This window comes from Sphingomonas sp. BK036, assembly GCF_004216825.1.
GTDB lineage: Bacteria > Pseudomonadota > Alphaproteobacteria > Sphingomonadales > Sphingomonadaceae > Sphingomonas.
Genome location: NZ_SGXR01000003.1, coordinates 1458278 through 1483246, shown reverse-complemented (window position 1 = coordinate 1483246; position 24969 = coordinate 1458278). Strand labels below are relative to the sequence as shown.

At 67.5% G+C, this 24969-nt stretch carries 20 protein-coding genes and 2 tRNA genes; 20 read left to right on the top strand and 2 right to left on the bottom strand.

Annotated features, from left to right (window positions below; translation table 11 throughout):
* Positions 1-260 precede the first annotated feature (260 nt).
* The 9 genes from thiL to EV283_RS07045 all read left to right on the top strand — a co-directional run bounded on the left by thiL (position 261) and on the right by EV283_RS07045 (position 9504).
* Positions 261-1154: a thiamine-phosphate kinase gene (thiL, locus tag EV283_RS07085; protein WP_130324029.1), complete on the top strand. Its 894-nt coding sequence runs from the start codon at positions 261-263 to the stop codon at positions 1152-1154.
* Between the two features lie 91 nt (positions 1155-1245).
* Entirely contained in the window at positions 1246-3402 is a 2157-nt protein-coding gene (locus EV283_RS07080) for a sodium-translocating pyrophosphatase (protein ID WP_130323745.1), read from the top strand.
* Positions 3403-3603: 201 nt separating this feature from the next.
* Positions 3604-5568 carry a S9 family peptidase gene (locus tag EV283_RS07075; RefSeq protein ID WP_242615824.1) on the top strand — a complete coding sequence of 655 codons (1965 nt, stop codon included), beginning with the start codon at positions 3604-3606 and terminating at the stop codon, positions 5566-5568.
* 116 nt (positions 5569-5684) lie between these two features.
* Complete coding sequence (locus EV283_RS07070) at positions 5685-7160, top strand: DNA methyltransferase (RefSeq protein ID WP_130323743.1); 1476 nt, start codon at positions 5685-5687, stop codon at positions 7158-7160.
* Between the two features lie 214 nt (positions 7161-7374).
* Positions 7375-7593: a translation initiation factor IF-1 gene (gene infA / locus EV283_RS07065; RefSeq protein WP_031441079.1), complete on the top strand. Its 219-nt coding sequence runs from the start codon at positions 7375-7377 to the stop codon at positions 7591-7593.
* 78 nt (positions 7594-7671) lie between these two features.
* On the top strand, positions 7672-8238 hold the full coding sequence (locus tag EV283_RS07060) for a nucleoside triphosphate pyrophosphatase (RefSeq protein WP_130323741.1): 567 nt from the start codon (positions 7672-7674) through the stop codon (positions 8236-8238).
* Positions 8231-9190, top strand: a complete 960-nt coding sequence (locus EV283_RS07055; RefSeq protein ID WP_130323739.1) for a ribonuclease — start codon at positions 8231-8233, stop codon at positions 9188-9190. The genes EV283_RS07060 and EV283_RS07055 overlap by 8 nt, the downstream gene beginning before the upstream one ends.
* Positions 9190-9375 carry a DNA gyrase inhibitor YacG gene (yacG, locus tag EV283_RS07050; protein WP_130323737.1) on the top strand — a complete coding sequence of 62 codons (186 nt, stop codon included), beginning with the start codon at positions 9190-9192 and terminating at the stop codon, positions 9373-9375. Before EV283_RS07055 ends, yacG begins: the two co-directional genes overlap by 1 nt.
* A 53-nt stretch (positions 9376-9428) precedes the next feature.
* Positions 9429-9504, top strand: a tRNA-Phe gene (locus EV283_RS07045).
* 350 nt (positions 9505-9854) lie between these two features.
* Here the strand turns inward: EV283_RS07045 and EV283_RS07040 are convergent.
* Positions 9855-9929: transfer RNA gene (locus EV283_RS07040), tRNA-Gly, on the bottom strand.
* 164 nt (positions 9930-10093) lie between these two features.
* On the opposite strand from EV283_RS07040, the gene EV283_RS07035 reads away from it, so the two are divergent.
* The 8 genes from EV283_RS07035 (at position 10094) to EV283_RS07000 (ending at position 18804) form a co-directional block, all read left to right on the top strand.
* Complete coding sequence (locus EV283_RS07035; RefSeq protein ID WP_130323735.1) at positions 10094-10927, top strand: hypothetical protein; 834 nt, start codon at positions 10094-10096, stop codon at positions 10925-10927.
* Positions 10896-12365: a DNA polymerase Y family protein gene (locus EV283_RS07030; RefSeq protein ID WP_242615842.1), complete on the top strand. Its 1470-nt coding sequence runs from the start codon at positions 10896-10898 to the stop codon at positions 12363-12365. The genes EV283_RS07035 and EV283_RS07030 overlap by 32 nt, the downstream gene beginning before the upstream one ends.
* Before the next feature lie 22 nt (positions 12366-12387).
* Positions 12388-15903, top strand: coding sequence for an error-prone DNA polymerase (locus tag EV283_RS07025; RefSeq protein WP_130323733.1), 3516 nt, complete (start codon positions 12388-12390; stop codon positions 15901-15903).
* Between the two features lie 391 nt (positions 15904-16294).
* Positions 16295-17191, top strand: a complete 897-nt coding sequence (locus tag EV283_RS07020) for a tetratricopeptide repeat protein (RefSeq protein WP_130324023.1) — start codon at positions 16295-16297, stop codon at positions 17189-17191.
* Positions 17188-17826, top strand: a complete 639-nt coding sequence (locus EV283_RS07015) for an LON peptidase substrate-binding domain-containing protein (RefSeq protein ID WP_130323731.1) — start codon at positions 17188-17190, stop codon at positions 17824-17826. Before EV283_RS07020 ends, EV283_RS07015 begins: the two co-directional genes overlap by 4 nt.
* Positions 17823-18011: a hypothetical protein gene (locus EV283_RS07010; protein WP_130323729.1), complete on the top strand. Its 189-nt coding sequence runs from the start codon at positions 17823-17825 to the stop codon at positions 18009-18011. Before EV283_RS07015 ends, EV283_RS07010 begins: the two co-directional genes overlap by 4 nt.
* 2 nt (positions 18012-18013) lie before the next feature.
* Positions 18014-18190: a Trm112 family protein gene (locus EV283_RS07005; protein ID WP_130323727.1), complete on the top strand. Its 177-nt coding sequence runs from the start codon at positions 18014-18016 to the stop codon at positions 18188-18190.
* On the top strand, positions 18190-18804 hold the full coding sequence (locus EV283_RS07000) for a DUF2238 domain-containing protein (RefSeq protein WP_130323725.1): 615 nt from the start codon (positions 18190-18192) through the stop codon (positions 18802-18804). The genes EV283_RS07005 and EV283_RS07000 overlap by 1 nt, the downstream gene beginning before the upstream one ends.
* Here the strand turns inward: EV283_RS07000 and EV283_RS06995 are convergent.
* On the bottom strand, positions 18794-20008 hold the full coding sequence (locus tag EV283_RS06995; RefSeq protein ID WP_130323723.1) for a UbiH/UbiF/VisC/COQ6 family ubiquinone biosynthesis hydroxylase: 1215 nt from the start codon (positions 20006-20008) through the stop codon (positions 18794-18796). The two genes, EV283_RS07000 and EV283_RS06995, sit on opposite strands and share 11 nt — an antisense overlap.
* Positions 20009-20174: 166 nt before the next feature.
* Between EV283_RS06995 and EV283_RS06990 the strand changes: the two genes are divergently transcribed.
* The 3 genes from EV283_RS06990 (at position 20175) to EV283_RS06980 (ending at position 24843) form a co-directional block, all read left to right on the top strand.
* The gene (locus EV283_RS06990; protein ID WP_130323721.1) at positions 20175-22487 is read left to right on the top strand and encodes a DNA translocase FtsK; all 2313 of its coding nucleotides are present in this window, start codon (positions 20175-20177) and stop codon (positions 22485-22487) included.
* A gap of 153 nt (positions 22488-22640) precedes the next feature.
* Positions 22641-24005, top strand: coding sequence for a carbohydrate porin (locus EV283_RS06985; RefSeq protein ID WP_242615823.1), 1365 nt, complete (start codon positions 22641-22643; stop codon positions 24003-24005).
* Between the two features lie 208 nt (positions 24006-24213).
* Positions 24214-24843, top strand: a complete 630-nt coding sequence (locus EV283_RS06980; protein WP_130323717.1) for an outer membrane lipoprotein carrier protein LolA — start codon at positions 24214-24216, stop codon at positions 24841-24843.
* The last annotated feature ends 126 nt before the right edge of the window (positions 24844-24969 follow it).

Sequence of the window (24969 nt, the reverse complement as noted above, 5' to 3'; positions counted from 1 at the left end):
CCCGGCGGCGCCCCGCCTGCCGCGGCCGGCGGGGGGGGGCGGGGGGGGGGGGCGCTCCCCCCCCCCCCCCCCCCCCCCCCCCCCCCACCCCCCCCCCCCCCCCCCCCCCCCCCCCCCGGCCCCCCCCCCCCCCCCCCCGCCCCCCCCCCCCCCCGCCCCGGGGGGGGGGGGGGGGGGGGGGGGCGCCCCCGCCAAGCAGTGCGGCGCCTGGAACGGCCCCTCACCCCAGCCCTCTCCCCGGAGGGGAGAGGGAGCAGACCATGACCGAAGCCGAGTTCATTGCCGCGCTCCGCCGCCTCCCGCTCCACCCGGCGGCGCGTAGTCTCAACGACGACACCGCGCTGCTCGACGCAGGCCCGCTCGTCGTGACCACCGACACGCTGGTCGAAGGCGTGCATTTCCTGCCCAGGGACCCGCCGCAGGATGTCGCGTGGAAGCTGGTCGCGACCAATCTCTCCGACCTCGCCGCCAAGGGGGCGATCCCCGAAGGGATCCTCCTCAACTACCCCTTGCGCGACGACGCGTGGGACCGCGCCTTTCTCGACGGGCTCGCAGACATCCTCGCGGCCTTCGACACGCGGATCATCGGTGGCGATACCGTCACGCTGCCGCCGGGCGCGCCGCGCATCCTGACCGTCACCGCATTCGGCAGCGACGCCGCCGCGCCAGCGCGGGGCGGTGCGCGCGCCGGCGATGCGCTCTACGTCACCGGCACGATCGGCGACGCCGGCGCGGGCCTAGCCATCGCGCTCGGCGAGGATGGCCCACCCGAACTGCTGGCTGCGTACCGGCGCCCGCAGCCCCGCCTCGCCGATGGCCGCATCCTCGCGCCGCATGTCCACGCGATGATGGACGTGTCCGACGGCCTGCTGATCGACGCCGCGCGGATGGCGCGCGCAAGCGGGCTCGCGGTGGCGATCGACCTGGCCGCCGTGCCGTTGTCGCCGGCCTATCGTGCGGTCTCGGGCGACCGGATCGCGGCGGCGACTGCGGGCGACGATTATCAGCTCCTCTTCGCCGCGCCCGAAGAGTTCGTCACGGACGCGACGCGGATCGGCGCCTTCTCGACCGGCGCGGGCCTTACCCTCCACGACTCGGGCACGCCCGTCCCGCTCCCGGCAAGTCTAGGCTATGAGCACGCCCCGCGCGGATAACTTGCGCAATACCCCCGCACTGATAGGCTCCGGACATCGGGACTCGGCAAAGCCGAGACCGGAGGAGGAACTGAAAAAGGGATAGCGCCGTATGACGACCGTCTATTTGGCCATGATCTGCGGCGTCATCGCCGTCCTATATGGGTTCGTCACGAGTCGACAGGTGCTTGCCGCCTCCCCCGGCAATGAAAAGATGCAGGACATCGCCGCCGCCATCCAGGAGGGTGCGAAGGCCTATCTCGGACGCCAATATACCACGATCGCGATCGTCGGCGTCATCGTCGCGGCGATCCTTCTCTTCACGCTCGGCATGATCTCGACGATCGGCTTCGTCATCGGCGCGGTGCTGTCGGGCGTCGCGGGCTATGTCGGCATGAATATCTCGGTGCGCGCCAACGTGCGCACCGCCGAGGCCGCGCGCACGTCGCTGCAGGCCGGGCTGACGATGGCGTTCCGCTCGGGCGCGGTCACCGGCATGCTCGTGGCGGGGCTCGGGCTGCTCGCGATCAGCGCGTTCTTCTGGTATCTCACCGGTCCCGCAGGCCACGCCCCCAACGACCGGATCATCGTCGAGGCACTCACCGCGCTCGCGTTCGGTGCATCGCTGATCTCGATCTTCGCGCGGTTGGGCGGCGGCATCTTCACCAAGGCGGCGGACGTCGGCGCGGATCTGGTCGGCAAGGTCGAGGCCGGCATCCCCGAGGACGACCCCCGCAACCCCGCGGTCATCGCCGATAACGTCGGCGACAATGTCGGCGACTGCGCAGGCATGGCTGCCGATCTGTTCGAAACCTATGTCGTCACGCTTGGCGTCACGATGATCTCTATCGCATTGCTGATCCAGGAGAGCGGCGCCGAGCTGATGCGGCTGATGACTCTCCCGCTGCTCGTCGGCGGCGTGTGCATCGTCACCTCGATCATCGGCACGTACATGGTCCGCCTCGGCGGCGGCAGCATCATGGGCGCGCTCTACAAGGGCTTCTTCACCTCGACGGTCCTGTCGATCCCGGCAATCTATCTCGCCACGCAATATGTGCTCGGCGATCTCCACCGCGTGATCGGCGGCGCCGGCTTCCTCGATCCCGCCACCGACGACCTGACGACGCAGGCCGCGCCGTCGCTGACGCAGAGCTTCACCGGCATGGACCTGTTCTGGTCGATGATGATCGGGCTCGTCGTGACCGGGCTGATCGTGTGGATCACCGAATATTACACCGGCACCAACCACCGCCCGGTCCAGTCGATCGCCAAGGCGTCGGAGACGGGCCACGGCACCAACGTCATCCAGGGGCTCGCGATCAGCCTCGAATCGACCGCGCTGCCGACGCTCGTCATCGTAGTCGCGGTGATCGTCGCGTATCAGCTCGCCGGGATCATCGGCATCGCGTTTGCCGCCACGGCGATGCTCGCGCAGGCGGGGATGGTCGTCGCGCTCGATGCCTACGGCCCCGTCACCGACAATGCCGGAGGCATCGCCGAGATGGCGGGCCTGCCCGACGACGTCCGCCAGCGGACCGACGCGCTCGACGCGGTCGGCAACACCACCAAGGCCGTGACCAAGGGCTATGCGATCGGCTCGGCGGGGCTCGCCGCACTCGTGCTGTTCGGCGCGTACACGACCGATCTCGCGACCTACTTCCCCGACGTCACTGTCGATTTCAGCCTCAGCAATCCGTATGTCATCGTCGGGTTGCTGCTCGGCGCCTTGCTCCCGTATCTGTTCGGCGCGTTTGGGATGACCGCGGTTGGTCGTGCCGCCGGCGCGGTCGTCGAGGAGGTGCGCGAGCAGTTTCGCACCAACCCCGGCATCATGCTCGGCACCAGCCGCCCGAACTATGCGCGCACCGTCGATCTCGTGACGAAGGCGGCGATCCGCGAGATGATCGTGCCCTCGCTGCTGCCGGTGCTGTCGCCACTTGCGGTGTATTTCATCATCACCGCGGTCGCGGGGCAGGCTGCCGGCTTTGCCGCGCTCGGCGCGATGCTGCTCGGCGTGATCGTCTCCGGTCTGTTCGTCGCGATCTCGATGACCAGCGGCGGCGGGGCCTGGGACAATGCCAAGAAATATATCGAGGACGGCCATCACGGCGGCAAGGGATCCGAGGCACACAAGGCCGCGATCACCGGCGACACGGTTGGCGATCCCTACAAGGACACTGCCGGCCCTGCGGTGAACCCGATGATCAAGATCACGAACATCGTCGCCTTGCTGCTGCTCGCCGCTCTGGCTGGCGGCGCGGTCGGCTGACCCGCGTGACACGGGCCGGGCGCGGCCGGGGGGATCGATCCCTCGTGCCCCGCCCGTCACGTAAGAGCGGCGTAACCTCAGCCGAATTTGACGGGATCCTTGCAGCGCCGCGAGGCCATTCCACCTGCGCCTCTTGCCCCGGTGATCGAACGCGATAGTCTGCGCGATCGGTCGTCGGGGGATGGCCGGGGGGAGAGATTTATGACGTGGCGCATGTATACGCTGGCTGGCGTGCTCGTTCCGGCGATGATCGCCGCACAGACCGCAGTCCCTGCACCGACACGGGACATCGCTCCTTCCACCGCGCAGCCAACGCCTGCCGCAACGAACGCTCCCGTCCCGGTCGAAACCTTCGCCAAGCTCCCTGGCATCGAGAACCCGAAGATGTCACCCGATGGTACGCGGATCGCCGCCAAGATGGCGATCGGCGGTCAGCAGGTGCTCGTCGTCGCGCCGTTGTTCCCCGGCGGCAAGCTCGCGGCAGTCAAGGTCGGGGCAACCGTCGACATCAACTGGTGGCGCTGGGTCGGCGACGACTGGCTGGCGGTCGGTGTCGGCTCGCAGGATGTGCTGTACGGCGAGGACATCTATGTCACCCGCACGCTGGGCGTCAAAGCCGACATGACCAAGGTCAACCGGATCGACTGGACGCACTCCGGCGTCCGCGCCGATGAGGTCTTGTGGACGGCAAGCGACGGCACGCCGCGCATCCTGCTGTCCCGACAGACCGGCATCGAGAGCGAAAGCCAATGGTATCCGCAGGTCGCCGAGGTCGATCTGTCGACCGGCCGGACGAAGACCGTCGCCGGCGGCCAAAGCAACGTCTTCGACTGGTATGCCGATGGCGCGGGCGTCGTCCGGATGGGCTATCGCTACGACGACGATTCGCGAAAGAAAGCCTTGCTCTACCGCAGTACGAACCGCGATCCGTTCAAGGTGATCGCCTCCGCACGCGGCAGCCAGACCATCGTCATTCCCATGACCTTTCGCGCCGACGGCACCGCCATCGCAAGTGATGATTCGGGGGGGCGTGATGAACTCTATGAGGTTTCGCTGCCTGATCTGAAGCTCGGGAAGAAACTGTATGGCGCGGACGGCTATGACGTCGACGGGATCGTCGAGAACGCGACCGGCGACGATATCGACGGCATCACGGTCACCGATCGCTTCGGCCATACGATCTGGCTGAACCCGAAGCTGAAGGAGATCCAGGACGCGGTCGACAAGGCGGTCGGCACGCGGCGCGCGCGGATCGTCTCCTGGGATCGCACCCGGTCGAAATTCCTCGTCCAGGTCGGATCGCCGTCACAGGCCGGCGCGCTGTATTTCTACGATCCCGCCAACGGATCGATGCAGCGTTATGCCTGGCAGAACACCGATCTGAAGGGGCGCATGCTGTCGCCGGTGACGACGATCCGGTACAGGGCGCGCGACGGCGTCGAGATCGAGGCGCTGCTGACATTGCCGCGTGGCCACAGCCCCAAGAACCTGCCGCTGATCGTGCTGCCGCATGGCGGCCCGTTCGCGCGCGACTCCGAAGACTGGGACTGGTGGGCGCAATATCTGGCGGAGACCGGCTATGCGGTCGTCCAGCCCAATTATCGCGGATCCTCCGGCTACGGCACCATCTTCGCACGACGCGGCGAAGGACAATGGGGCCTTAAGATGCAGGACGATCTGAACGACGCGATTGTCGACCTTGCAAAGAAGGGCATCGCCGACCCGAAACGCGTCTGCATGGCCGGCGCCTCCTATGGCGGCTATGCGGCGATGCGCGCCGCGCAGCGCGACGGAGCGCTGTATCGTTGCGCCATCTCCTATGCCGGCGTGTCCGACCTGCAGGCGATGCAGCGCTACGACGGCAAGTTCCTGTACGGCAAAACGCGCGGCGACTGGCTGAAGAAGCAGGCGCCAGATTACCGCAGCGTCTCGCCGCGGTTCGGCGCCGCCGATTTCTCGATCCCGATCCTGATCCTCCACGGCCGGGAGGACAAGCGCGTCCCGGTGAAGCAATCGCGGATGATGGCCGCCGCACTGAAGGAGGCGGGCAAGCCCTATGACTATATCGAACAGCCGCTCGGCGACCATCATTTCACGCGCGCCGAAGACCGGCTGGAATTCCTGAAGGCGATGGGGGCGTTCCTGGCGAAGTATAATCCGGCGTAGCGACCACCCGGATCCAACGCGGCCACCGCCCCGGAAGCGCCAGTACGGAGCAAACCCATCGACGACGGATGCATCTCGCTTGGACGAACGCCGGTTTGCCCCGGCATCCTCCAGCAATGCGAAACCGGCCCGAAAACCATCTCTTCTACGGCGACAACCTCGCCGTCCTTCGCAAGGAGGTCGCCGACGAGAGCGTCGACCTGATCTATCTCGACCCGCCGTTCAATTCGAACGCCAATTACGGCATCCTGTTCAAGGAACCCGACGGCAAATCCTCCAACGCGCAGATCGAGGCGTTCGAGGATACCTGGCACTGGAACGAACGTGCCGAGGACGCCTTCGACCAGGTCCAGCGGAGCGGCAACACCAAAGCGTTCGACCTGCTGAACGCGATGCGCGGGTTCCTCGGCGACAACGACATGATGGCGTATCTGGCGATGATGGCGGTCCGCCTGCTCGAGTTGCACCGCGTGCTCAAACCGACCGGCAGCCTGTATCTCCACTGCGATCCGACCGCGAGCCACTATCTCAAGCTGCTGCTCGATGCGACGTTCGGGAAGCGCCATTTCCAGAACGAGATCATCTGGAGCTATCGACGCTGGCCCTCGGTATCGCACCGGTTCCAGCGGATGCATGATTGCCTGCTGTTCTACACGAAGCGCGAATCCGGCAATCTGTTCAACACGCTTACCGTGCCGCCCTCGCCGAGTTCGCAAAAGCGCTGGAAGGGCGCGCTGCAGAAGGTCACGTTCACCGCGGCCGGTGTCCGCAATCCGACGCAGGAATCGGGCGTTTCGCTGGGCGTCGCGATGAACGACGTCTGGGACATCCCGATCATCGCGCCGGTCTCCAAGGAGCGGCTGGGCTATCCCACGCAGAAACCGGTGGCGCTGCTCGAACGCATCATCGCGGCGTCGTCGAACGAGGGCGACGTGGTGCTCGATCCGTTCTGCGGGTGTGGCACTGCGGTGCACGCGGCGGAAAAACTCGGTCGGCAATGGATCGGAATCGACGTCACGCATCTCGCCATCTCGCTGATCGAGAAGCGGATGAAGGACGCGTTTCCCGCCGTCACCTTCACCGTCGAGGGCACGCCGAAGGATCTCGCCTCCGCCTACGACCTCGCGCTCAGGGACAAATACCAGTTCCAGTGGTGGGCGGTGTCGATGGTCGACGCGCTGCCGTTCGGCGGCCGGAAAAAGGGCGCGGACGGCGGGATCGACGGGCTGATCTATTTCAACGACCATGACGTCGCGTCGGGCAAGATGGTCACGCACCGCGCGATCGTGTCGGTAAAGGGGGGGCTCAACCCCGACACCGCGATGGTCGAGACGCTCGCCGCGACGATCGCGCGCGAAAAGGCGCCGATCGGCATCCTGATCATGAACGCCAAGCCGACGCGCGAGATGGAGCGCCGCGCCGCCGCGGTGGGGATCTACCGCGCGGGTGTCGACGAGACGTTTCCCAAGCTCCAGATCCTCACTCTCGCCGATCTGTTCCAGGGCCTGCGTCCGCGCATCCCCAATGTCGACCGCGCCGCCTTCCGTCGCGCCGCGCGGGAAGCGACCGTGTATCAGGCGAGCCTGTTGTGAGTGCGCCGGACTGTCGTGATCGCAATCGCGCCGTCATCCTGACGAAGGGTTGCATAGCGCGCCCTTGTTTCCCGCGTACCGGACGACGATATTTACAGTCCGATCAGCGGCCATGGGCATCGGGCCTGTGACCGTCCTTCGGCCGTGCTTTCCTTTTTCGCGAACCTGCGGTAAGGGCGCTCGTCCCGAAATTCCCCCAATTCAGAGATTATATTTGGCCAAGGAAGAACTGCTCGAGATGCGCGGCCGCGTGGTGGAACTCCTCCCCAACGCGATGTTCCGGGTTCAGCTCGAAAACGACCACGAGATTCTCGGTCACACCGCCGGCAAGATGCGCAAGAACCGCATCCGCGTGCTGGTCGGCGACGAGGTGCTGTGCGAACTCACGCCGTATGATCTGACCAAGGGTCGCATCACCTACCGCTTCAAATAAGCGCGTGGGTGCATCCGCACCCCTGCTTAGATCATAAGGCGCGTGCCCCGGCACGCACCGCTTCCTAACGAGGCACCAATGCTGGTCCTGGCCTCTTCCTCGCCCCGCCGCCGCAATCTGCTCGCGCGGCTCGGCGTTGTGCCGTCGCGCGTGGCATCCCCCGACATCGACGAGGCCCCGCGCAAGGCCGAACCACCCCGCGCCTATGCGCTGCGCCTGGCGGTCGAGAAGGCCTGCGCGGTCGCGCGCGCCGAGGGCGAGATCGTGCTCGCCGGCGATACGACGATCGCGCTCGGCAGCCGTATCCTGCCCCCCGCCGACACGGTGGAGATCCAGCGCGACCTGCTCGGCAAGCTGTCCGGCCGGCGTCACCACTGCCTGTCCGCGGTCTGCGTGATCGACGCGGCGGGCAAGGTGCGGACCCGGATTGCCGACACGGTCGTCGCGTTCAAGCCGCTCTCGGCCGCAGAGATCGACGCGTACATCGCGTGCGGCGAAGGGCTCGGCAAGGCTGGCGGCTATGCGATCCAGGGCCGCGCCGAGGCGTTCGTGCGCTTCCTGTCGGGCAGCCATTCGGGCGTCATCGGCCTGCCGCTGTTCGAAACGCGCGCGCTGTTGAAGACGGCTGGCGTCGCGCTTGCCTGACGCAGGGCCCGTGTGGCTCTACGAAGCCGGCATCGGCGAAGCGCGCGCTGCGCTGGTGCAGGACGACCAGATTATCGAAGCGGCGATCGAGCTCGAAGACGATAGCGCGCTGAAGGTCGGCCTCGTCGCCCGCGCGCGTCTTGTCGAACTGCTGCCGGGTCGGCGTGGCCGCGTGACGCTCGATGGCGGCGACGCGCTGATCAACCACCTTCCCCCCGGAATCACGCAAGGTGCCAGCCTGATCGTCGAGATCGTCCGCGAGGCACTGCCCGAATCCGGCCGCGCCAAGCTCGCCAAGGCGGTCCCGAGCGATTCCCCGCCCTGCCCTGCCCCCACGCTGTACGATCGCCTCGTGGCGACCGGCCTGCCCGTCCTCAGCCCGCGCGCGCACGAACCCGATGCGCTGGAGGCGGCGGGATGGTCAGAATTGCTCGACGAGGCGGTGAGCGGCGAGATCGTCTTTCCGCTCGGCGCGCTGCGTCTGTCGCCGACGCCGGCGATGACGCTGTTCGACGTGGACGGCGCGCCGCCGCTCGACGCGCTGGCGATCGCCGCCGCGCACGCGGTTGCGCGGGCGATTCGCCGGCACGGGATCGGCGGGTCGATCGGCATCGATTTCCCGACCATCGCCGGCAAGGCGCAACGCGGCGCCGTCGCCACCGCGATCGACGAATCGCTGCCACCCCCTTTCGAGCGCACCGCGATGAACGGCTTCGGCTTCCTGCAGATCGTTCGCCCGCGCCCGCGTGCGTCGATCCCCGAGATCCTGCGCGCCGATCCGGTCGGCGCCGCGGTGCGCGCGACGCTGCGTACGCTCGAGCGGACCCCGCCGACCGCGTCGCGCCGCCACACCCTGCCTGCCAGCGTCCACGCACGCCTCATGGCGCGCGCCGAGTGGCTGGCGGAACTCGCGCGCCGCACGGGCGTCGTCCACGAACTGGAGAGCGCCTGATGTCCACGACCGCCACGTCCGTTAAATGCCCGATCTGCGACCAGCCCGCGGTGCCTGAGTACAAGCCGTTCTGCTCGAGCCGGCACCGCGATCGCGATCTGTTGCAGTGGCTGGGCGAAGGCTATCGCATCCCCGGACGCGCAATCTCGCAAACGGGGCTGGACAGCGCCGAAGACGCCGACTAAACGCGCCCTTCCGATCGCAAGGTCGGACCCTCTTCCGGTTCCAGACCGGACGTGCCCGGATAGCTCAGTTGGTAGAGCATGCGACTGAAAATCGCAGTGTCGGCGGTTCGACCCCGTCTCCGGGCACCATTTTTCTTCTAGCGATTTGAATGGGCGACAGCCTCGCCGGGCAGCGCCCGAGCCAGAGGCTCGCACAGCCCCTCCCCGCGCATTCTCATTGGCCGCACTGCCAGCTCCTCGCAGTTCGCTTTGCGTGGCGCCCTATCTGCGAGTGTCGCTGACTTGCGGCGACACTGTCGGCTGGGAACGCGTCGCCAACACCAGGCATGCGGTCGATCGCGTCGAGATCATCGACGGCGAAACCATCACGTACGGAAGCCCGCAGGTCATGACTGAGAGATTGGAGATGTTTGTGGTGACACCACTACGCTAGCCATCCTCGGGATGGACAGTCAGCTTTCCCAATGAATTGGGAAAACTGGAGCGGGCGAAGGGATTCGAACCCTCGACCCCAACCTTGGCAAGGTTGTGCTCTACCCCTGAGCTACGCCCGCTCTGGCGCCTATGTCTCCGGTCTGAAGCGACACGGTGACTGGGTGAGGCGCGCTGTTAGCCCGGGGTTTCGGGATCGGCAAGCACCTTTTCGACTTTAATGTGAAATTCTGTCGAAACGAGATTCCGCTTGGAGTCTCGACCCATAGAACATTACAAGAACACCGTGAACGAGTCGTCCGCCCTGATCGCCCGCCTCAAGCGGATCGCCACGATGGGAATGCCGGTTCAGGCCGACGACCGGTCCGCCGATACTTGGCTGGCACAGGGTATGCCGCCCGCGCAACTGCACGAGGTTTTCGCAACGATGGACGATGCCGCCTGCGGTGCGGGGTTCGCGGTCGCCTGTGCGCTGGTGGGCGGTGCGGCGCCGGTGATGTGGCTGCGTACCGAGGCGAGCGAGCGCCAGGGCGGACGGCTGCATGCCGGCGGGCTGGTCGAGATCGGTCTCGACGTGTCGTCGCTGGTGCTCGGCGTGGTCGAGGACGAGGCGAGCCTGTTGCGCGCCGCCGCCGATGCCGCGCGGTGCCCCGGATTGGGGATGCTGCTGATCGAATCCTGGGGCCGGGCGCCCAAGATCGACCTGACCGCGACGCGGCGGCTGATGCTGGCGGCCGAGGCATCGGGCGTGACGATCCTGAGCCTGCGGATCGGTGCCGACCCGGTCCCGAGCGCGGCGGCGACTCGCTGGCAGGTCGGCGCGCTTCGCTCGCGGCCTCTGGAGGCCGATGCACCGGGCAAGCCTGCCTTCGATATCGAATTGCTGCGTCGACGCGGAGGCCAGGCCGGGCTTCGCTGGCGTGTGGAGTGGGACCGTGACACGTATATCTTCAACAAACTCGCTGCTGAAACCGCCGCCGGCGAAACCGCAGACGCCCCGCTCGCCGTCGTCCCGGTCGGAGCCGGGAATCCCGCGGCGCTATCTCGCGCTGGTGTTTCCGTGGCTGCCGATCGAGCGGCTGCGGACGATGCGGCCGCATCTGTTCGTCGGACGGGATGAGACCCCGGTCGCCTTTGTCGAGACGGTGGCGGGCGGGATCCGGCTGAAGGCACTCGACCGCGCGGCGGTGCGCGCGGGGCTGGAGCCGGGGCTGACGCTGGCGGATGCGCGCGCGCGCGTTCCCGAGCTCGAAGTCTATGACCATGATTCGCATGCCGATCACGAATGGCTCGAGCGACTGGCGGACGGGTGCCAGCGCTATACGCCCTCGGTCGCGCTCGATGCGCCCGACGGGCTGATCCTCGACATCGCCGGGTGCGTGCACGAGTTCGAGGGAGAGCGCCGGCTTGCCGCCGATCTCGAGGACCGGCTGGCGCGGCGCGGGCTGCTGGTACGCCACGCGTTCGGCGACACGCCTGATACGGCGCGCGCGCTGGCACGCTATGCCGGCGCCCCCGCCCCCGATGAAAAGCGCGCGGTCAAGCGGTTGCCGGTCGCCGCACTCGGGCTCGACGAGGATGCGACGACGGCGTTGTGCCGCGCCGGGCTGAAGACGGTGGGCGACGTGATGGCGCGGCCGCTGAGCGTGATCGCCGCGCGGTTCGGCGAGGAGGCGGCGATGATGATCCGCCGGCTCGACGGATCGGTGAAGGGGCCGATCGTCGCGCGGCGCACCGTGGCCAGGATCGGCGTCGAGCGCCGCTTTGCCGAACCGATCACGCGCACCGACTATGCGCTGGAGATACTGGCCGAACTGGCCGCCGAGGCGAACGTCCAGTTGACCGAGCGCCACGAGGGCGGCCGACGGTGGGAAGCGCGGCTGTTCCGGGCGGACGGCCTGGTCCAGCGGCTGCGGATCGAGACGGGCCAGCCGACGCGCGACGTGGCGCTGCTGATGCGGCTGTTCCGCGAGCGGATCGACAGCCTGGCCGATCCGCTCGATCCCGGGTTCGGCTACGACCTGCTCCGGCTCGACGTCGCGCTCGCCGAGACGCTCGATGCGTCGCAGTTGAAGCTGGAGGGCGGCGAGGCGCAGCGGGGCGATGTCGCGCAACTCGTCGACCAGCTCAGCACGCGGCTGGGCCGGACGCGCGTACGCCGGTTCTCGGCGCGCGACAGCCATATTCCCGAACAGGCCGAGTTGATGCTGCCGGCGGCCGAGACCCCTGCCCCGACCGCATGGATCACCCCCGAAAAGGGCGAGCCCCCGCTCCGCCCGATCTATCTGTTCGATCCGCCGCAGCCGATCGAATCGATGATGTCCGAGGTCCCCGACGGCCCGCCGCACCGCTTTCGCTGGCGCCGCACCGTCCACGACGTCGCGCATAGCGAGGGGCCGGAGCGGATCGCGGGCGAATGGTGGCGGCGCGAGGATATCCCGACGCGCGATTATTACCGCATCGAGGACCGGCGCGGCCGCCGCTTCTGGATCTTCCGCCACGGGCTGTATTCGGAGGTGGAGACGCCGCGCTGGTATCTCCACGGCCTGTTCGCGTGATGCGTATCGATCGCCTCGCACCATGACCCGCTTCGCCGAACTGGTCGCGGCGACCAATTTCTCGTTCCTCGACGGGGCCAGCGATGCGGGCGCGATGGTCGGCCGCGCGGTGGAGATCGGGCTCGGCGGGATCGGGATCGCCGACCGCAACACCGTGGCGGGCGTGGTCCGCGCGCATCAGGCGTTGAAGAAGGCGCGCGACGGTTTGCTGGGCATGGCGATGCCGCCGATCGACTTCCGACTCGTGGTCGGCGCGCGGCTCGTGTTCGCGGACGGCACGCCGGACATCGTCGCCTATCCCGCGACGCGACTCGGTTGGGGGCGGCTGACCCGGTTGCTGACGGTCGGCAATCGCCGGGCGGAGAAGGGCGGCTGCATCCTCGGGCTCGGCGACCTGATCGCGCATCACGCGGACATGATGCTGGTGGTGATGCCCGAGAGCAGCGCGCGCGGTGCGACGCCGGTGTCGCCGCTGCCGGAGGGCGACGCGCTGCCCGAACGACGCGAGCGCGATCTGCCGACGGTCCTCCAGGCGGTGAAGCGATTGGGGGCGGAGGCGGTGTGGCTCGGCGTGACGATGCCGCGCGGCGGGCGCGATCGGCGGCGGCTGGCGCGGCTAGGGCGGATCGCGGATGCGGCGGGCGTCCCCGTGCTGGCCACGACCGACGCGCTCTATGCCTATCCCGACGATCGCGACCTGCACGACGTCGTCACCTGCATCCGCGAGCGCACGACGATCCACAAGGCGGGGCGGCTGCTCGCGGCGAACGGCGAGCGGCATCTGAAACCCGAAGAGGAGATCGTGCGGCTGTTCCGCGATCGCCCCGACGCGGTGGCGCAGAGCGCGCGGTTACTCAACCGAATCGCCTTCACGCTCGACGACCTGCGCTACGAATATCCGCACGAGCCGGTGCCCGAGGGATGGACCGCGCAAGACTGGCTCGAGCATATCGTGCTCGAAGCGGCGCGCGCGAAATACCCCGACGGCATACCGGCGAAGATGCACAGCCTGCTCGCCGAGGAGTTTCCGCTGATCCGCGAGCGCAAATACGCCTATTATTTCCTGACGGTGCACGACATCGTCCGGTTCGCACGCGCGCAGGAGCCACCGATCCTGTGCCAGGGGCGCGGCTCCGCGGCCAATTCGGTGGTGTGCTACCTGCTCGGCGTCACGTCGGTCGATCCGATGAAATATGACCTGCTGTTCTCGCGGTTCGTGTCGAGCGAGCGCGACGAGCCACCGGATATCGACGTCGATTTCGAGCATGAGCGCCGCGAGGAGGTGATGCAGTATATCTATCGCCGCTATGGCCGCGAGCGCGCCGCGATCGCCGCGACCGTCATCCATTACCGGCCCAAGAGCACGGTGCGCGAGGTCGGCAAGGCGCTGGGCCTGACCGAAGACGTGACTCAGCGGCTGACGAGCACGGTGTGGGGGAGTTTCTCCAGCCGGTTCCAGGAACAGCGCTTTGCCGAAACCGGGTTCGACGTCGAAAACCCGGAGATCGCGCGGCTGCGCGGGATGGTCGACCGGCTGCTCGAATTTCCCCGCCATCTGTCGCAGCATGTCGGCGGGTTCGTGCTGACGCAGGGGCGGCTCGACGAGATGGTGCCGATCCACAACGGCGCGATGGACGACCGCACCTTCATCGAATGGGACAAGGACGATATCGACGCGCTCGGGCTGATGAAGGTCGACATCCTCGCGCTCGGGATGCTGACGTGTATCCGCAAGGCGTTCGACCTGATGCGCGAGCACGGCCACGGCGATCACCTGCTCGACACGATCGCGGTCGCCGAGGACCCGCGCGTCTACGACATGCTCTGCAAGGGCGACAGCATCGGCGTGTTCCAGGTCGAGAGCCGCGCGCAGATCAACATGCTGCCCAGGCTCAAACCGCGCGTGCTGTACGATCTGGTCGTGCAGGTCGCGATCGTCCGGCCGGGGCCGATCGAGGGCGACATGGTGCACCCCTATCTCAGGCGGCGCAGCAACAAGGAAAAGGTCGAATTCCCCTCGCCCGATCCCAAGTTCGGGCCGCCCGACGAGCTGCAGCAGCTGCTGCGCTTCACCTACGGCGTGCCGCTGTTCCAGGAACAGGCGATGAAGCTGGCGATCGTCGCGGCGGGGTTCACGCCGAACGAGGCGAACCAGCTCCGCAAGTCGATGGCGACGTTCCGCAAGGTGGGCGGCATGGACAATTTCCAGGCCAAGCTGGTCGGCGGGATGGTCGCGCGCGGCTATCAGGCGGAGTTTGCCGAGCGGTGCTTCAAGCAGATCGAGGGGTTCGGCTCGTACGGCTTCCCGGAGAGCCATGCGCTGTCGTTCGCGCGGCTGGTCTATGTGTCGTCGTGGATCAAATGCTTCCACCCTGCGGTGTTCTGCTGCGCGCTGCTCAATTCGCAGCCGATGGGGTTTTATGCGCCCGCGCAGCTGGTGCGCGATGCGGTGGAGCACGGCGTGGCCGTGCTGCCGGTCGATGTGAATGCGAGCGGGTGGGATAATATGCTCGAATCCTCCCCGGCACGGGGAGGGGGACCGCGCGAAGCGGGGTGGAGGGGGGCTTCCGCAGACGGATCGCTTGCGGCCGGGCCCGTTGCGGACGGTGCGTTTGCGTCTGCCACCCTTCCAGGCCGGACGGCCGCGGCGCCCCCCCTCCACCATCCTGCGGATGGTCCCCCTCCCCGTGCCGGGGAGGATTTGCGGCTTGGGTTCCGGCAGGTCGATGGGTTCCGCCAGGACTGGGCCGACGAGATCGTCCGCGTTCGGACCACGCCGTTCGCGAGCATCGAGGACCTCGCGCGCCGCGCGAACCTGCCACAGCGGGCGATGAACCTGCTCGCCGATGCCGACGCGTTCCGGTCGGTTGCCAAGCCGCGGCGCGAGGCGTTGTGGGACGTGCGCCGGACGCCGCCCAAGCAGCTCGCGCTGTTTGCCGCGGCGGAGGTGCCCGAACTCGGCGTGGAGCCCGACGCGCATCTGCCGGCGATGCCGCTGTCCGAACAGGTGGCGGCGGATTACCAGACGACGCGGCTGTCGTTGAAGGCGCATCCGATGAGCTTTCTGCGCGCGCGGTTCGCAGCGGAAGGCATCCTGTCGAGCGCGCAGGCCAACGCGACCAAGGACGGCCGGCGCGCGAAGGTGGCGGGCGTGGTGCTGGTCCGCCAGCGGCCGGGCAAGGGCAATGCGATCTTCGTGACGATCGAGGACGAGACCGGGATCACCAACGGGCTGATGTGGGCGCGCGATTTCGAGGCGAACCGGCGCGCGGTGATGGCGTCGCGGCTGGTGGTGCTGGAGGGCGTGATCCAGCGCAGCGAGGAAGGCGTCACGCACCTGATGACCGCGCGCGTGCAGGATCGCACGGAGATGCTGCGACTCCTGTCGGAGGATCACGCGGTCGACGCGCCGCTGTGTCGGTCGGACGAGGTGGTCCGCCCAGTGCTCGCGCGCAGCCCCGATCCGCGGGCCCAGCATCCGCGCGCGACCCACCCCCGCGATGTGCGCGTCCTGCCCAAGTCGCGCGACTTCCATTGAAGGCAGGGCCGGTGTTGCGCCCACCCCTCTACCGTCCCGCTGTCACTCCAGCGTAAGATAGGGCCTCATGGTGTGGCGCTCGTCACGTGCCACGTGACATACCCCAGCTTTCGCTGGGGTGACGGGTTTGGGACGGTGGATGCCGGCACGGCCTTCTGCCTCTTGTTCTCCTGCGAAGGCAGGAGCCCAGGGTTTCGGGCGCCGTACGCGGGTGGTCTGCTTGGCCCTGGATTCCTGCGTGCGCAGGAAAACGGTACGCCGCCTTTAGGATACCGGGACGGCCTGCGCCGTTTGTGGTGCATGGCGATCCGGCCTAAAGCTGGCATTCGCGGCATGCGCCCCCAAATAGCGCATCTGGATTATACGGGAGTTGAACTTGGCCACGCTTGGAATGTCCCCCGCAGAGAAGGACGCCGTCGAAGCGTTCCGTCGCGATGTCGTCGAACCGTCGATGACGAAGCTCGTGATCATCGATTTCTGGGCGGAATGGTGCGGGCCGTGCAAGGCGCTGACGCCGACGCTGGAAAAGGTCGCCGCGGATTATGCCGACAAGGGCGTCGTGTTGGCCAAGGTCGATACCGACAAGAACCAGTTCATCGCCGCGCAATTCCAGATCAAGTCGATCCCGACCGTCTATGCGATGTTCCAGGGGCAGCTGGTCGCCGACATGACCAGCGCGCGCACCGAGTCGCAGTTGCGCGTGCTGCTCGACCAGTTGCTCAAGCAGCTGCCGATCGAGGCCGAGCCGGCGGATCCGGCCGCCGATGTCGAGCCGCTGATCGCGATCGGCGAAGCGGCACTTGCCGCGGGTGACGGCGAGCGTGCGCTGGGGCTGTTCCGCGAGATCGCCGAGATCGCGCCCGAGCATCCGCAGGTCCATGCCGGCTTCGTCCGCGCGCTGGTCGCGACCGGGCAGCTCGACGAGGCGAGCGACTGGCTGGCGAACCTCGATCCGGCAATCGCCAAGGATCCGGCGATTCACCGCGCACAGGCGGCGCTCGCGCTCGCGCAGTCGGCGCCACCGGTTGCGGACCTGTCGCCGCTGCTCGCTGCGGTCGAGGCCAACCCCGACGACCTGAATGCCCGCTTCGCGCTCGCCAACGGCCAGATGGCGGCGAACGATCGCGATGCGGCGGCGGACACGTTCCTCGGCATCATCGCCACCGAGCGCGACTGGAACGAGGGCGCGGCACGCGCGCAGTTGCTCAAGCTGTTCGAGGTCGTCGGGCTCGAAGACCCCTGGGTCTCTGGACAGCGGCGGCGTCTGTCTGCGATCCTGTTCGGATGACCACCGAGTCGCCCCCCCGCGCCACCACGCGTCTGTCGATCTTCCCGCTGCCGGGGGCCTTGCTGTTCCCGGGCATGCACCTGCCGCTGCACATGTTCGAGCCGCGCTATCGGGCGATGATCAGCGATGCGATGGCGCGCGACCGGCGGATCGGGATGATCCAGCCGCGGGGCGGCCCGCATGACGATGCGGATGCGCTGTACGACATTGGCTGCGTCGGCAAGATCGCCGAGGTCGAGGCGCTCGACGACGGGCGGTACAATGTCGTGCTGGAGGGCATCGCACTGTTCCGGATCGTCCGCGAGCTCGACGTGACGACCGCGTTCCGGCAGGTCGAGGCGGAATTGCTGCCGTTGCCTGAGGATGACGCCTTGTCGCTAGGACGGCGGTCGTCGCTCGAGATGGAATCGCGCCGGTTCGCGGACATGCAGGGCTATGCGGTCGACTGGGATGCAGTCGGGCGGCTCGACGACGAGAGCCTGGTCAACGGCATCGCGCAGATCGCCCCGTTCGATTCGGCCGCCAAGCAGGCGTTGCTCGAGGCGCCGGACATCGAACACCGCGCCGAACTGATCATCCAGCTGATGCAGTTTTTCGGCCGTCACGACGGCGACGAATCGGTGACGTTGCAGTGAAGCCGCACCGCAAGGGGCGCGCGCATGGCGCCGCGATGATGATCGGGATGTTTTTCGCCAATCTCTTCGATCCGAAGAAGATCACGGCGATCGAGCACGTCGCCACGCAACGGCGGATCGGCAGCGAGAGCGGGCGTATCACGCGCGCCGCCGCCGCACCGCCGGCGCCCGGCAAGCTGGTTTGACGATGCTCGATCCCTGGCTGCTCGAGCGCCTGGTCTGCCCGATGACGCGCACACCGCTGCGCTATGACGAGGCCATGCAGGAGCTGGTGTCCGAGGCGGCGGGCCTTGCCTATCCGGTCCGCGACGGCGTTCCGGTGATGCTGGTTGAGGAAGCCCGACGGATCGACGCCCCCGCCTGATGCCTTCGGCCGATCGTCGGTTGCCGGTTCTCGGCGCGGTCTGGGGGATCGGCCTCGTCGCATCGGGCTGGGCACCGTTCGATCGCGCGACGTGGTGGATGGAGATCGCCCCCGTCCTAATCGCGTTCCCGGTGCTGGTCGGTCTCCGCCGCCGCTTCGTCTTCACCGACCTCGCGCTGCTGCTGATCGCGGTGCACGGCCTCGTGCTGATGCTGGGTGGCGCCTACACCTATGCGCGCGTGCCGATCGGGTTTGCGGTGCAGGACTGGCTGCATCTCGCGCGCAATCCCTATGATCGGTTCGGGCATCTGATGCAGGGATTCGTGCCCGCGATCGTCTTGCGCGAAGTGCTCGTGCGGAGCGGCGTGATCGCCGCGGGCCGGGTGCTGGCGATCACCGTGCTCGCCTACTGCCTGTCGGTCAGCGCGCTGTACGAGCTGATCGAGTTCGGGGCCGCGGTCGCGCTCGGCCAGGGCGCGGACGCGTTCCTCGGGACGCAGGGCGACCCCTGGGATACGCAATGGGACATGCTGATGTGCCTGATCGGAGCCGCGCTGGCGCTGATCCTGCTGTCACGGCCTCATGATCGGCAGATCGCCCGCCTCAGATCGTGAGGCCCTGCAACAGCTTGGGCAGATCGCCGCTTTCGCCGCGCGCCTCGGCCATGAACCGATCTTTCAGCGGCGGGATCGCGTTGACCGCGCTGATCCCGAAACGCCGCACCGCGCTGGCGGTCTTGCCCGGCAGGCCGAACAGGCGGGTGAGCGTGTCTGTCGCCGCCGCGGTCATGAACGTGTCGAGCCCGCGCCAGCGCTGGTAGCGCGCTAGCAGCGCCGCATCGCCGAGATCGAGGCCGAGGCGCTTGCCCTCGACCAGCACTTCGGTGAGCGTCGCGACGTCACGGAAACCGAGGTTGAGGCCCTGCCCCGCGATCGGGTGGATGCCATGGCCCGCGTCGCCGACCAAAGCGAGCCGCGTGTCGGTGATGCGCGCGGCGTGGTGGAAGCCGAGCGGGTAGGACGAGCGCGGCGTCGCCATCGACAACGTGCCGAGGAATCCGCCCATGCTCTTTTCCGCTTCGGCGAGGAATGCGCGGTCGCCGAGCTTCAACATGCCGGGGGCGTTCTTCGCGTCGACCGTCCAGACGATCGCGGAGCGGTGGCCGTCGGCGTCATCGGGAAGCGGGAGCAGCGCGAACGGGCCGCTCGCATAGAATATCTCGTAGGCGACGTCGTCGTGCGGGCGTTCGTGGTGGAACGCGGCGATGATCGCGGTGTGCTCGTACGACCAGCGCGCGATGGTGATCCCCGCGGCCTCGCGAGTCGGCGAGTTGCGGCCCTCCGCGGCGATCAGCAGCGGGGCGCGGATCACGGCGCCCGAGTCGAGCGTGACGGTCACGCCCGAGTCGGCGCGGTCGACCGACGTCGCGCGCGTCGTCATGCGCAGGTCGACATTGGCGGCTGCGGTCGCGGCATCGAACAGCGTGCGACGGATCAGCTTGTTCTCGTACATCGTGCCGAGCGCGCCATCGTCGGCGGCGGGGACGAAATCGAGCGCGCCGGGTTCGAGCCCGTCGCTGACTCGGATCTGGCGGATCGCACAGCCCTGCCCCGCCAGCGTCGCGCCGACGCCGATCGCGTCGAGCATCCGGTGGCTCGCGCTCGCCACCGCCGACGCGCGGCCGTCGAAACCGGGCGCCAGCGTCACCGCGGGGTCTGCCGGGTCGATCACGATCGTCGAGATGCCGTGCACGTCGAGCGCCACAGCGAGCGTCGCGCCGACCAGCCCGCCACCGAGGATGATTACATCTGTGTCCATGACGCCGCTCTATCCCGCCAGCCGGTCGCTGCCAACGCCGATCCGGGCGCGGTTTAACCCGTGTTGTCCGCGCGCGACCGCGCATTGCCGACGGGGTCGGCTTGACGTCCGACCAGCCCAGCGCGATGCACTAACCCTATTATAGTGATTCTGGAGAATACGGGTCATGGCCAGCCGCGCGCAGCCAGCCTTGTGGCGTGAGACGGTGAAAGCGGGTGCCGTCCGCAGCGGTGCGCTGATCGCGGCGATCGCGTTGTTCGTCGGCACGCTGCTGATGGCGCTGGCGCTGGCGAGCTATCACCCGAGCGACCCTGCGCTCAACACCGCGTCGGGCGGATCGCCGGCCAATCTGGTCGGGCCGCCGGGCGCGTGGTTCGCCGATATCGCGCTGACTCTGTTCGGCCCCGCGGTGGCGCTGCTGCTGCCGATCGGGCCGGTCCTCGGGCTGCGGCTGTGGCGCGACCTGCCGCTGGGCCACTGGGTGCGAATGCTGCGCGGCGCGGCGATCGGCGTCGCGCTGATGGCGAGCGCGCTGGCGTTCGTCTCTGGCTCGTCGGTGCTCGCGCTGCCGGCCGGATGGGGCGGCGTGATCGGGCTGTCGGTCGCGAGTGCGGTCCACTGGGCGCTCAGCTTTGTCGGCGAGCCGGTCGCCGAGCTCTGGTCCGCGCGCGCGATCGGGCTGGTCGCGGCGATCGCGGGTGCGATCGTCTGGGGCAAGAGCATCGAGATCGATCTCGGCGAGCGCAAATGGCGCTTCCCCCGCCGCAATCGCACCGAGGCGCTCGGCTATGACGGCTTTGCGGAGATCGACGAGGACGACGACGAGCCGCTGACCCTGACGCGCAAGCCGGTCGAGCCGCGCGCGCTTGCCGAGCCCGACCCGCGCCCTGCCCCCGTCATCGCCGATCGCCAGACTGCGCCGAGCCAGGCGAAACCCAAGGAGCGCCAGTCGTCGCTCGACCTGCGTGACAATTTCACGCTGCCCAGCCTCGACCTGCTGACTCCGTCACCGCCGAGCCAGGGCAATGTCGTCGACAAGGCAGGGCTCGAGCGCAATGCGCGGCTGCTCGAGAACGTGCTCGACGATTTCCACGTGAAGGGATCGATCATCGAGGTGCGGCCGGGCCCGGTCGTGACAATGTACGAGCTCGAGCCCGCGCCCGGCATCAAGGCGAGCCGCGTGATCGCGCTGGCCGACGATATCGCGCGCAACATGTCCGCGATTTCCGCGCGCGTCGCGGTGATCCCGGGGCGCAACGTGATCGGCATCGAGCTGCCGAACGCACGGCGCGAGGCGGTGTCCTTGCACGAACTCGTCGGCAGCCAGACGTTCGAGGACCAGTCGGCGCAGCTGCCGATCATCCTTGGCAAGAACATCGCGGGCGATTCGGTGATCGCCGATCTTGCGCCGATGCCGCATCTGCTGGTCGCGGGTACGACGGGCTCGGGTAAGTCGGTCGGCCTAAACAGCATGATCCTGTCGCTGCTGTACAAGCTGACGCCGAACCAGTGCCGGATGATCATGATCGATCCGAAGATGCTCGAGCTGAGCATGTACGACGACATCCCGCATCTGCTGTCGCCGGTCGTTACGGACCCTGCAAAGGCCGTCCGCGCACTGAAATGGGCGGTCGAGACGATGGAGGATCGCTATCGCCAGATGTCCTCGGTCGGCGTGCGCAGCCTTGCGGGCTTCAACGACAAGGTGCGCGGCGCGAAGGCCAAAGGGCAGCCGCTCGGGCGGAAGGTGCAGACGGGCTATCACCCGGATACCGGCGCGCCGATGTACGAGGAGGAGAAGCTCGAATACGACGTGTTGCCGCAGATCGTGGTGATCGTCGACGAGCTGGCCGACCTGATGATGACCGCGGGCAAGGAGGTCGAATTCCTCATCCAGCGGCTCGCGCAAAAGGCACGCGCGGCGGGCATTCACCTGATCATGGCGACGCAGCGGCCGTCGGTCGACGTCATCACCGGCGTCATCAAGGCGAACCTGCCGACGCGCATCAGCTTCCACGTCACCTCGAAGATCGATTCGCGTACCATCTTGGGCGAGCAGGGCGCCGAGCAGCTGCTCGGCAAGGGCGACATGCTCTACATGCCGGGCGGCAAGGGTATCGTCCGCGTCCACGGGCCGTTCGTGACCGATGACGAGGTGCGGCTGGTGGCGGATCACTGGCGTTCGCAGGGGCTGCCCGACTATATCTCGTCGGTGACCGAGGAGCCCGAGGAGAGCTTCGCGCTCGAGGGATCGCCGACGGGCGAGGATTCGGCGGAGGACCAGCAATATCGCCAGGCGATCCAGCTGGTATGCGAGTCGCAAAAGGCGTCGACCTCGTGGCTGCAGCGGCAGTTGCGGATCGGCTACAACTCGGCCGCGCGGTTGATCGAGCGGATGGAGAAGGACGGCATCGTCGGTCGGCCCGATCATGTCGGGCGGCGCGAAGTTCTGCGCGATACCGAGGGGCATGCGATCTAGAATCCTCCCCCTGGCGGGGGAGGATTGGCTGGGACTGTGACCGTCTCGCCGCATGCGACATGACGGAGGGTTTCGGACGAACGAGGTGCGGTCTACGGGGGGAACACAAGTTACGGACGACAGGTGGGATTAATGGGGTATCGGCGGTTGGGCGTGGCGGCGTTGGCGCTCGCTATATCCGGGCAGGGTTGGGCGCAGGACACCGCGAAACAGACCCCCGGCAGCACCGCCACCGATACGCAGCACCGCCCCCGTTCAGGTGTTCGCCGCGACAGCGATCTGTCTCCCTCCGCGCTGACCGCGGATACGCGGCGCACGCCGCCGCCCGGGCTGTTCGCCGACTGGTTCGAAATTCGCAAGAAGCTGGCGGATCGCGGGATCGGGCTCAGCGCGCGCTATGCCTCGGAAAGCGGCTATAATTTTTCCGGCGGGGACCGCAAATTGCTGCGCGAGACCGGGCAGTTCGACGTCGGCATGCTGCTCGATCTCGACAAGGTCGTCGGATTGAAGGGCGGCGCGTTCCAGGCGACGCTCACCTATCGCCGCGGGCGCGATCTGGGTGCCGACGCCAATCTCGGCGTGCTGCAACAGGTGCAGGAGGTCTATGGCCGCGGCCAGACGCTGCGCCTGACGCAATTCTGGTACGAGCAGATGCTGGGCGAGAAGCTCGAACTCAAGATCGGGCGGACCAATCCCGGCGAGGATTTCGCGGTATTCTCCTGCTATTTCCAGAATCTCAGCTTCTGCGGGGCGCAGCCGGGCAATCTGGTCGGCGATTACTGGCAGAACTGGCCCGTCGGGCAATGGGGCGCGCGGCTGCGCTACGACGTCAACGACCATGTCACGCTGAAGACCGCGGCGTATGAGGTGAACCCGCGCAACCTGGAGAAGGACTTCGTGATCGGCCGGTTCCACGGCGCGACCGGCGCGCTGATCCCGGTCGAGGCCGAATGGCGGCGTGGCGATGATGACGGCCGGGTCGGCGCGTATAAGGTCGGCGGCTGGATCAACACGTCGAACGGCAACGACGTGTATTACGACGTGAATCGCCAGCCGATCGCGATCACCGGGCTGAACCCGCTGCGGCGCAGCGCGCGCTACGGCGTGTATTTCAACATCCAGCAGCAGATCACGGGCACGTCGAAGGACGGCAAGTCGGTGACTGGGCTCAGCGTCTTCCTCAACGCGACGCAGGCCGATCGCGCGACGTCGACCACCGACAATCAGGTTGCCGCGGGGCTGTTCTACAAGGGGCTGGTGCCGTGGCGACCGGGGGACATCCTGGGCATCGGCGTCGCGCGGACCAATGTGAACGGGCGAATCGCGAAGGGCCAGGCGCTTGATCCGACGCGGCCGGCGGTGCAGGATGCCGAATATGCATCGGAGATTTATTACAGCGTGCATCCGACCAAGTGGCTGGAATTGCGCCCGAACGTGCAGTTCATCCATAACCCGGGCGGCGTGCATGACGCCCGCGACGTCGGCGTGCTCGGGTTGAAGGGGGCGATCACGCTGTAGGGGGGAACGGTCTTCGTGCCCTCCCCGTCATCCTGACGAAAGTCAGGATCCAGAGTAATATCCGCCGCGCTGCTTGATCCTGGATCCTGCCTTTCGTCAGGATGACGGAGACTGTGATGGCGGACGAGCATTCAACACTGAAGTCACGCCGAATTCAGTGGCGGTTCAAGCGCGGGGCGGCAATCGTCGGCGCTTCAAGGAGATTTCGATGTTCAATACCCGCCCCGCGGTGATCGCGACGATCGCCGCCCTCTCGGTCGCCGCCGTTCCCGCCCCTGCCGTCGCGCAGGCGAGCGGCGATCTCGCTGCCGTCCAGAAGCATCTCCAGTCGGTCGAGACGATGACCGCGAGTTTCTCGCAGGCGGATCGCAACGGCAAGGTGCTGACCGGCGTGCTGACGCTGAAGAAGCCCGGCAAGTTGCGCTTCCAGTACGAGAAGGGCGTGCCGATCCTGATCGTCGCGGAGGGCGGCGCGCTGACCTTCATCGATTATTCGGTCAAGCAGGTGCAGCGCTGGCCGATCAAGAACTCGCCGCTGGGCGTGCTGCTTGATCCGACTCGCGACATCACGCGCTATGCCAAGCTGGTGCCCGGCTATGACCAGCGCATCGTGTCGGTCGAGGCGAACGATCCCAAGCACCCCGAATATGGCCGGATCACCTTGGTGTTCGTGCGCAACGCGGGCGCGCCGGGCGGGCTGATGCTGCAGGGCTGGGTCGCGCTGGACAGCCAGAACAACCGGACGACGATCCGCCTGACCAACCAGAAATTCGGCGAAGCGGTCAGCGACAACACCTTCCGCTGGAACGATCCGCGCCGCACGGGTGGAAGAAAGTAACAAAACTTTCGCGTCATTCATGCCAGCGACAGGTTTCGGGCCCTAGAGAGTGGGCCGCGGATGTGGGGCATTCGGGATTTTTCCCCCTGTTGCCCGGATGGTTTCTCCACAGTCTGCCTGCGTGAC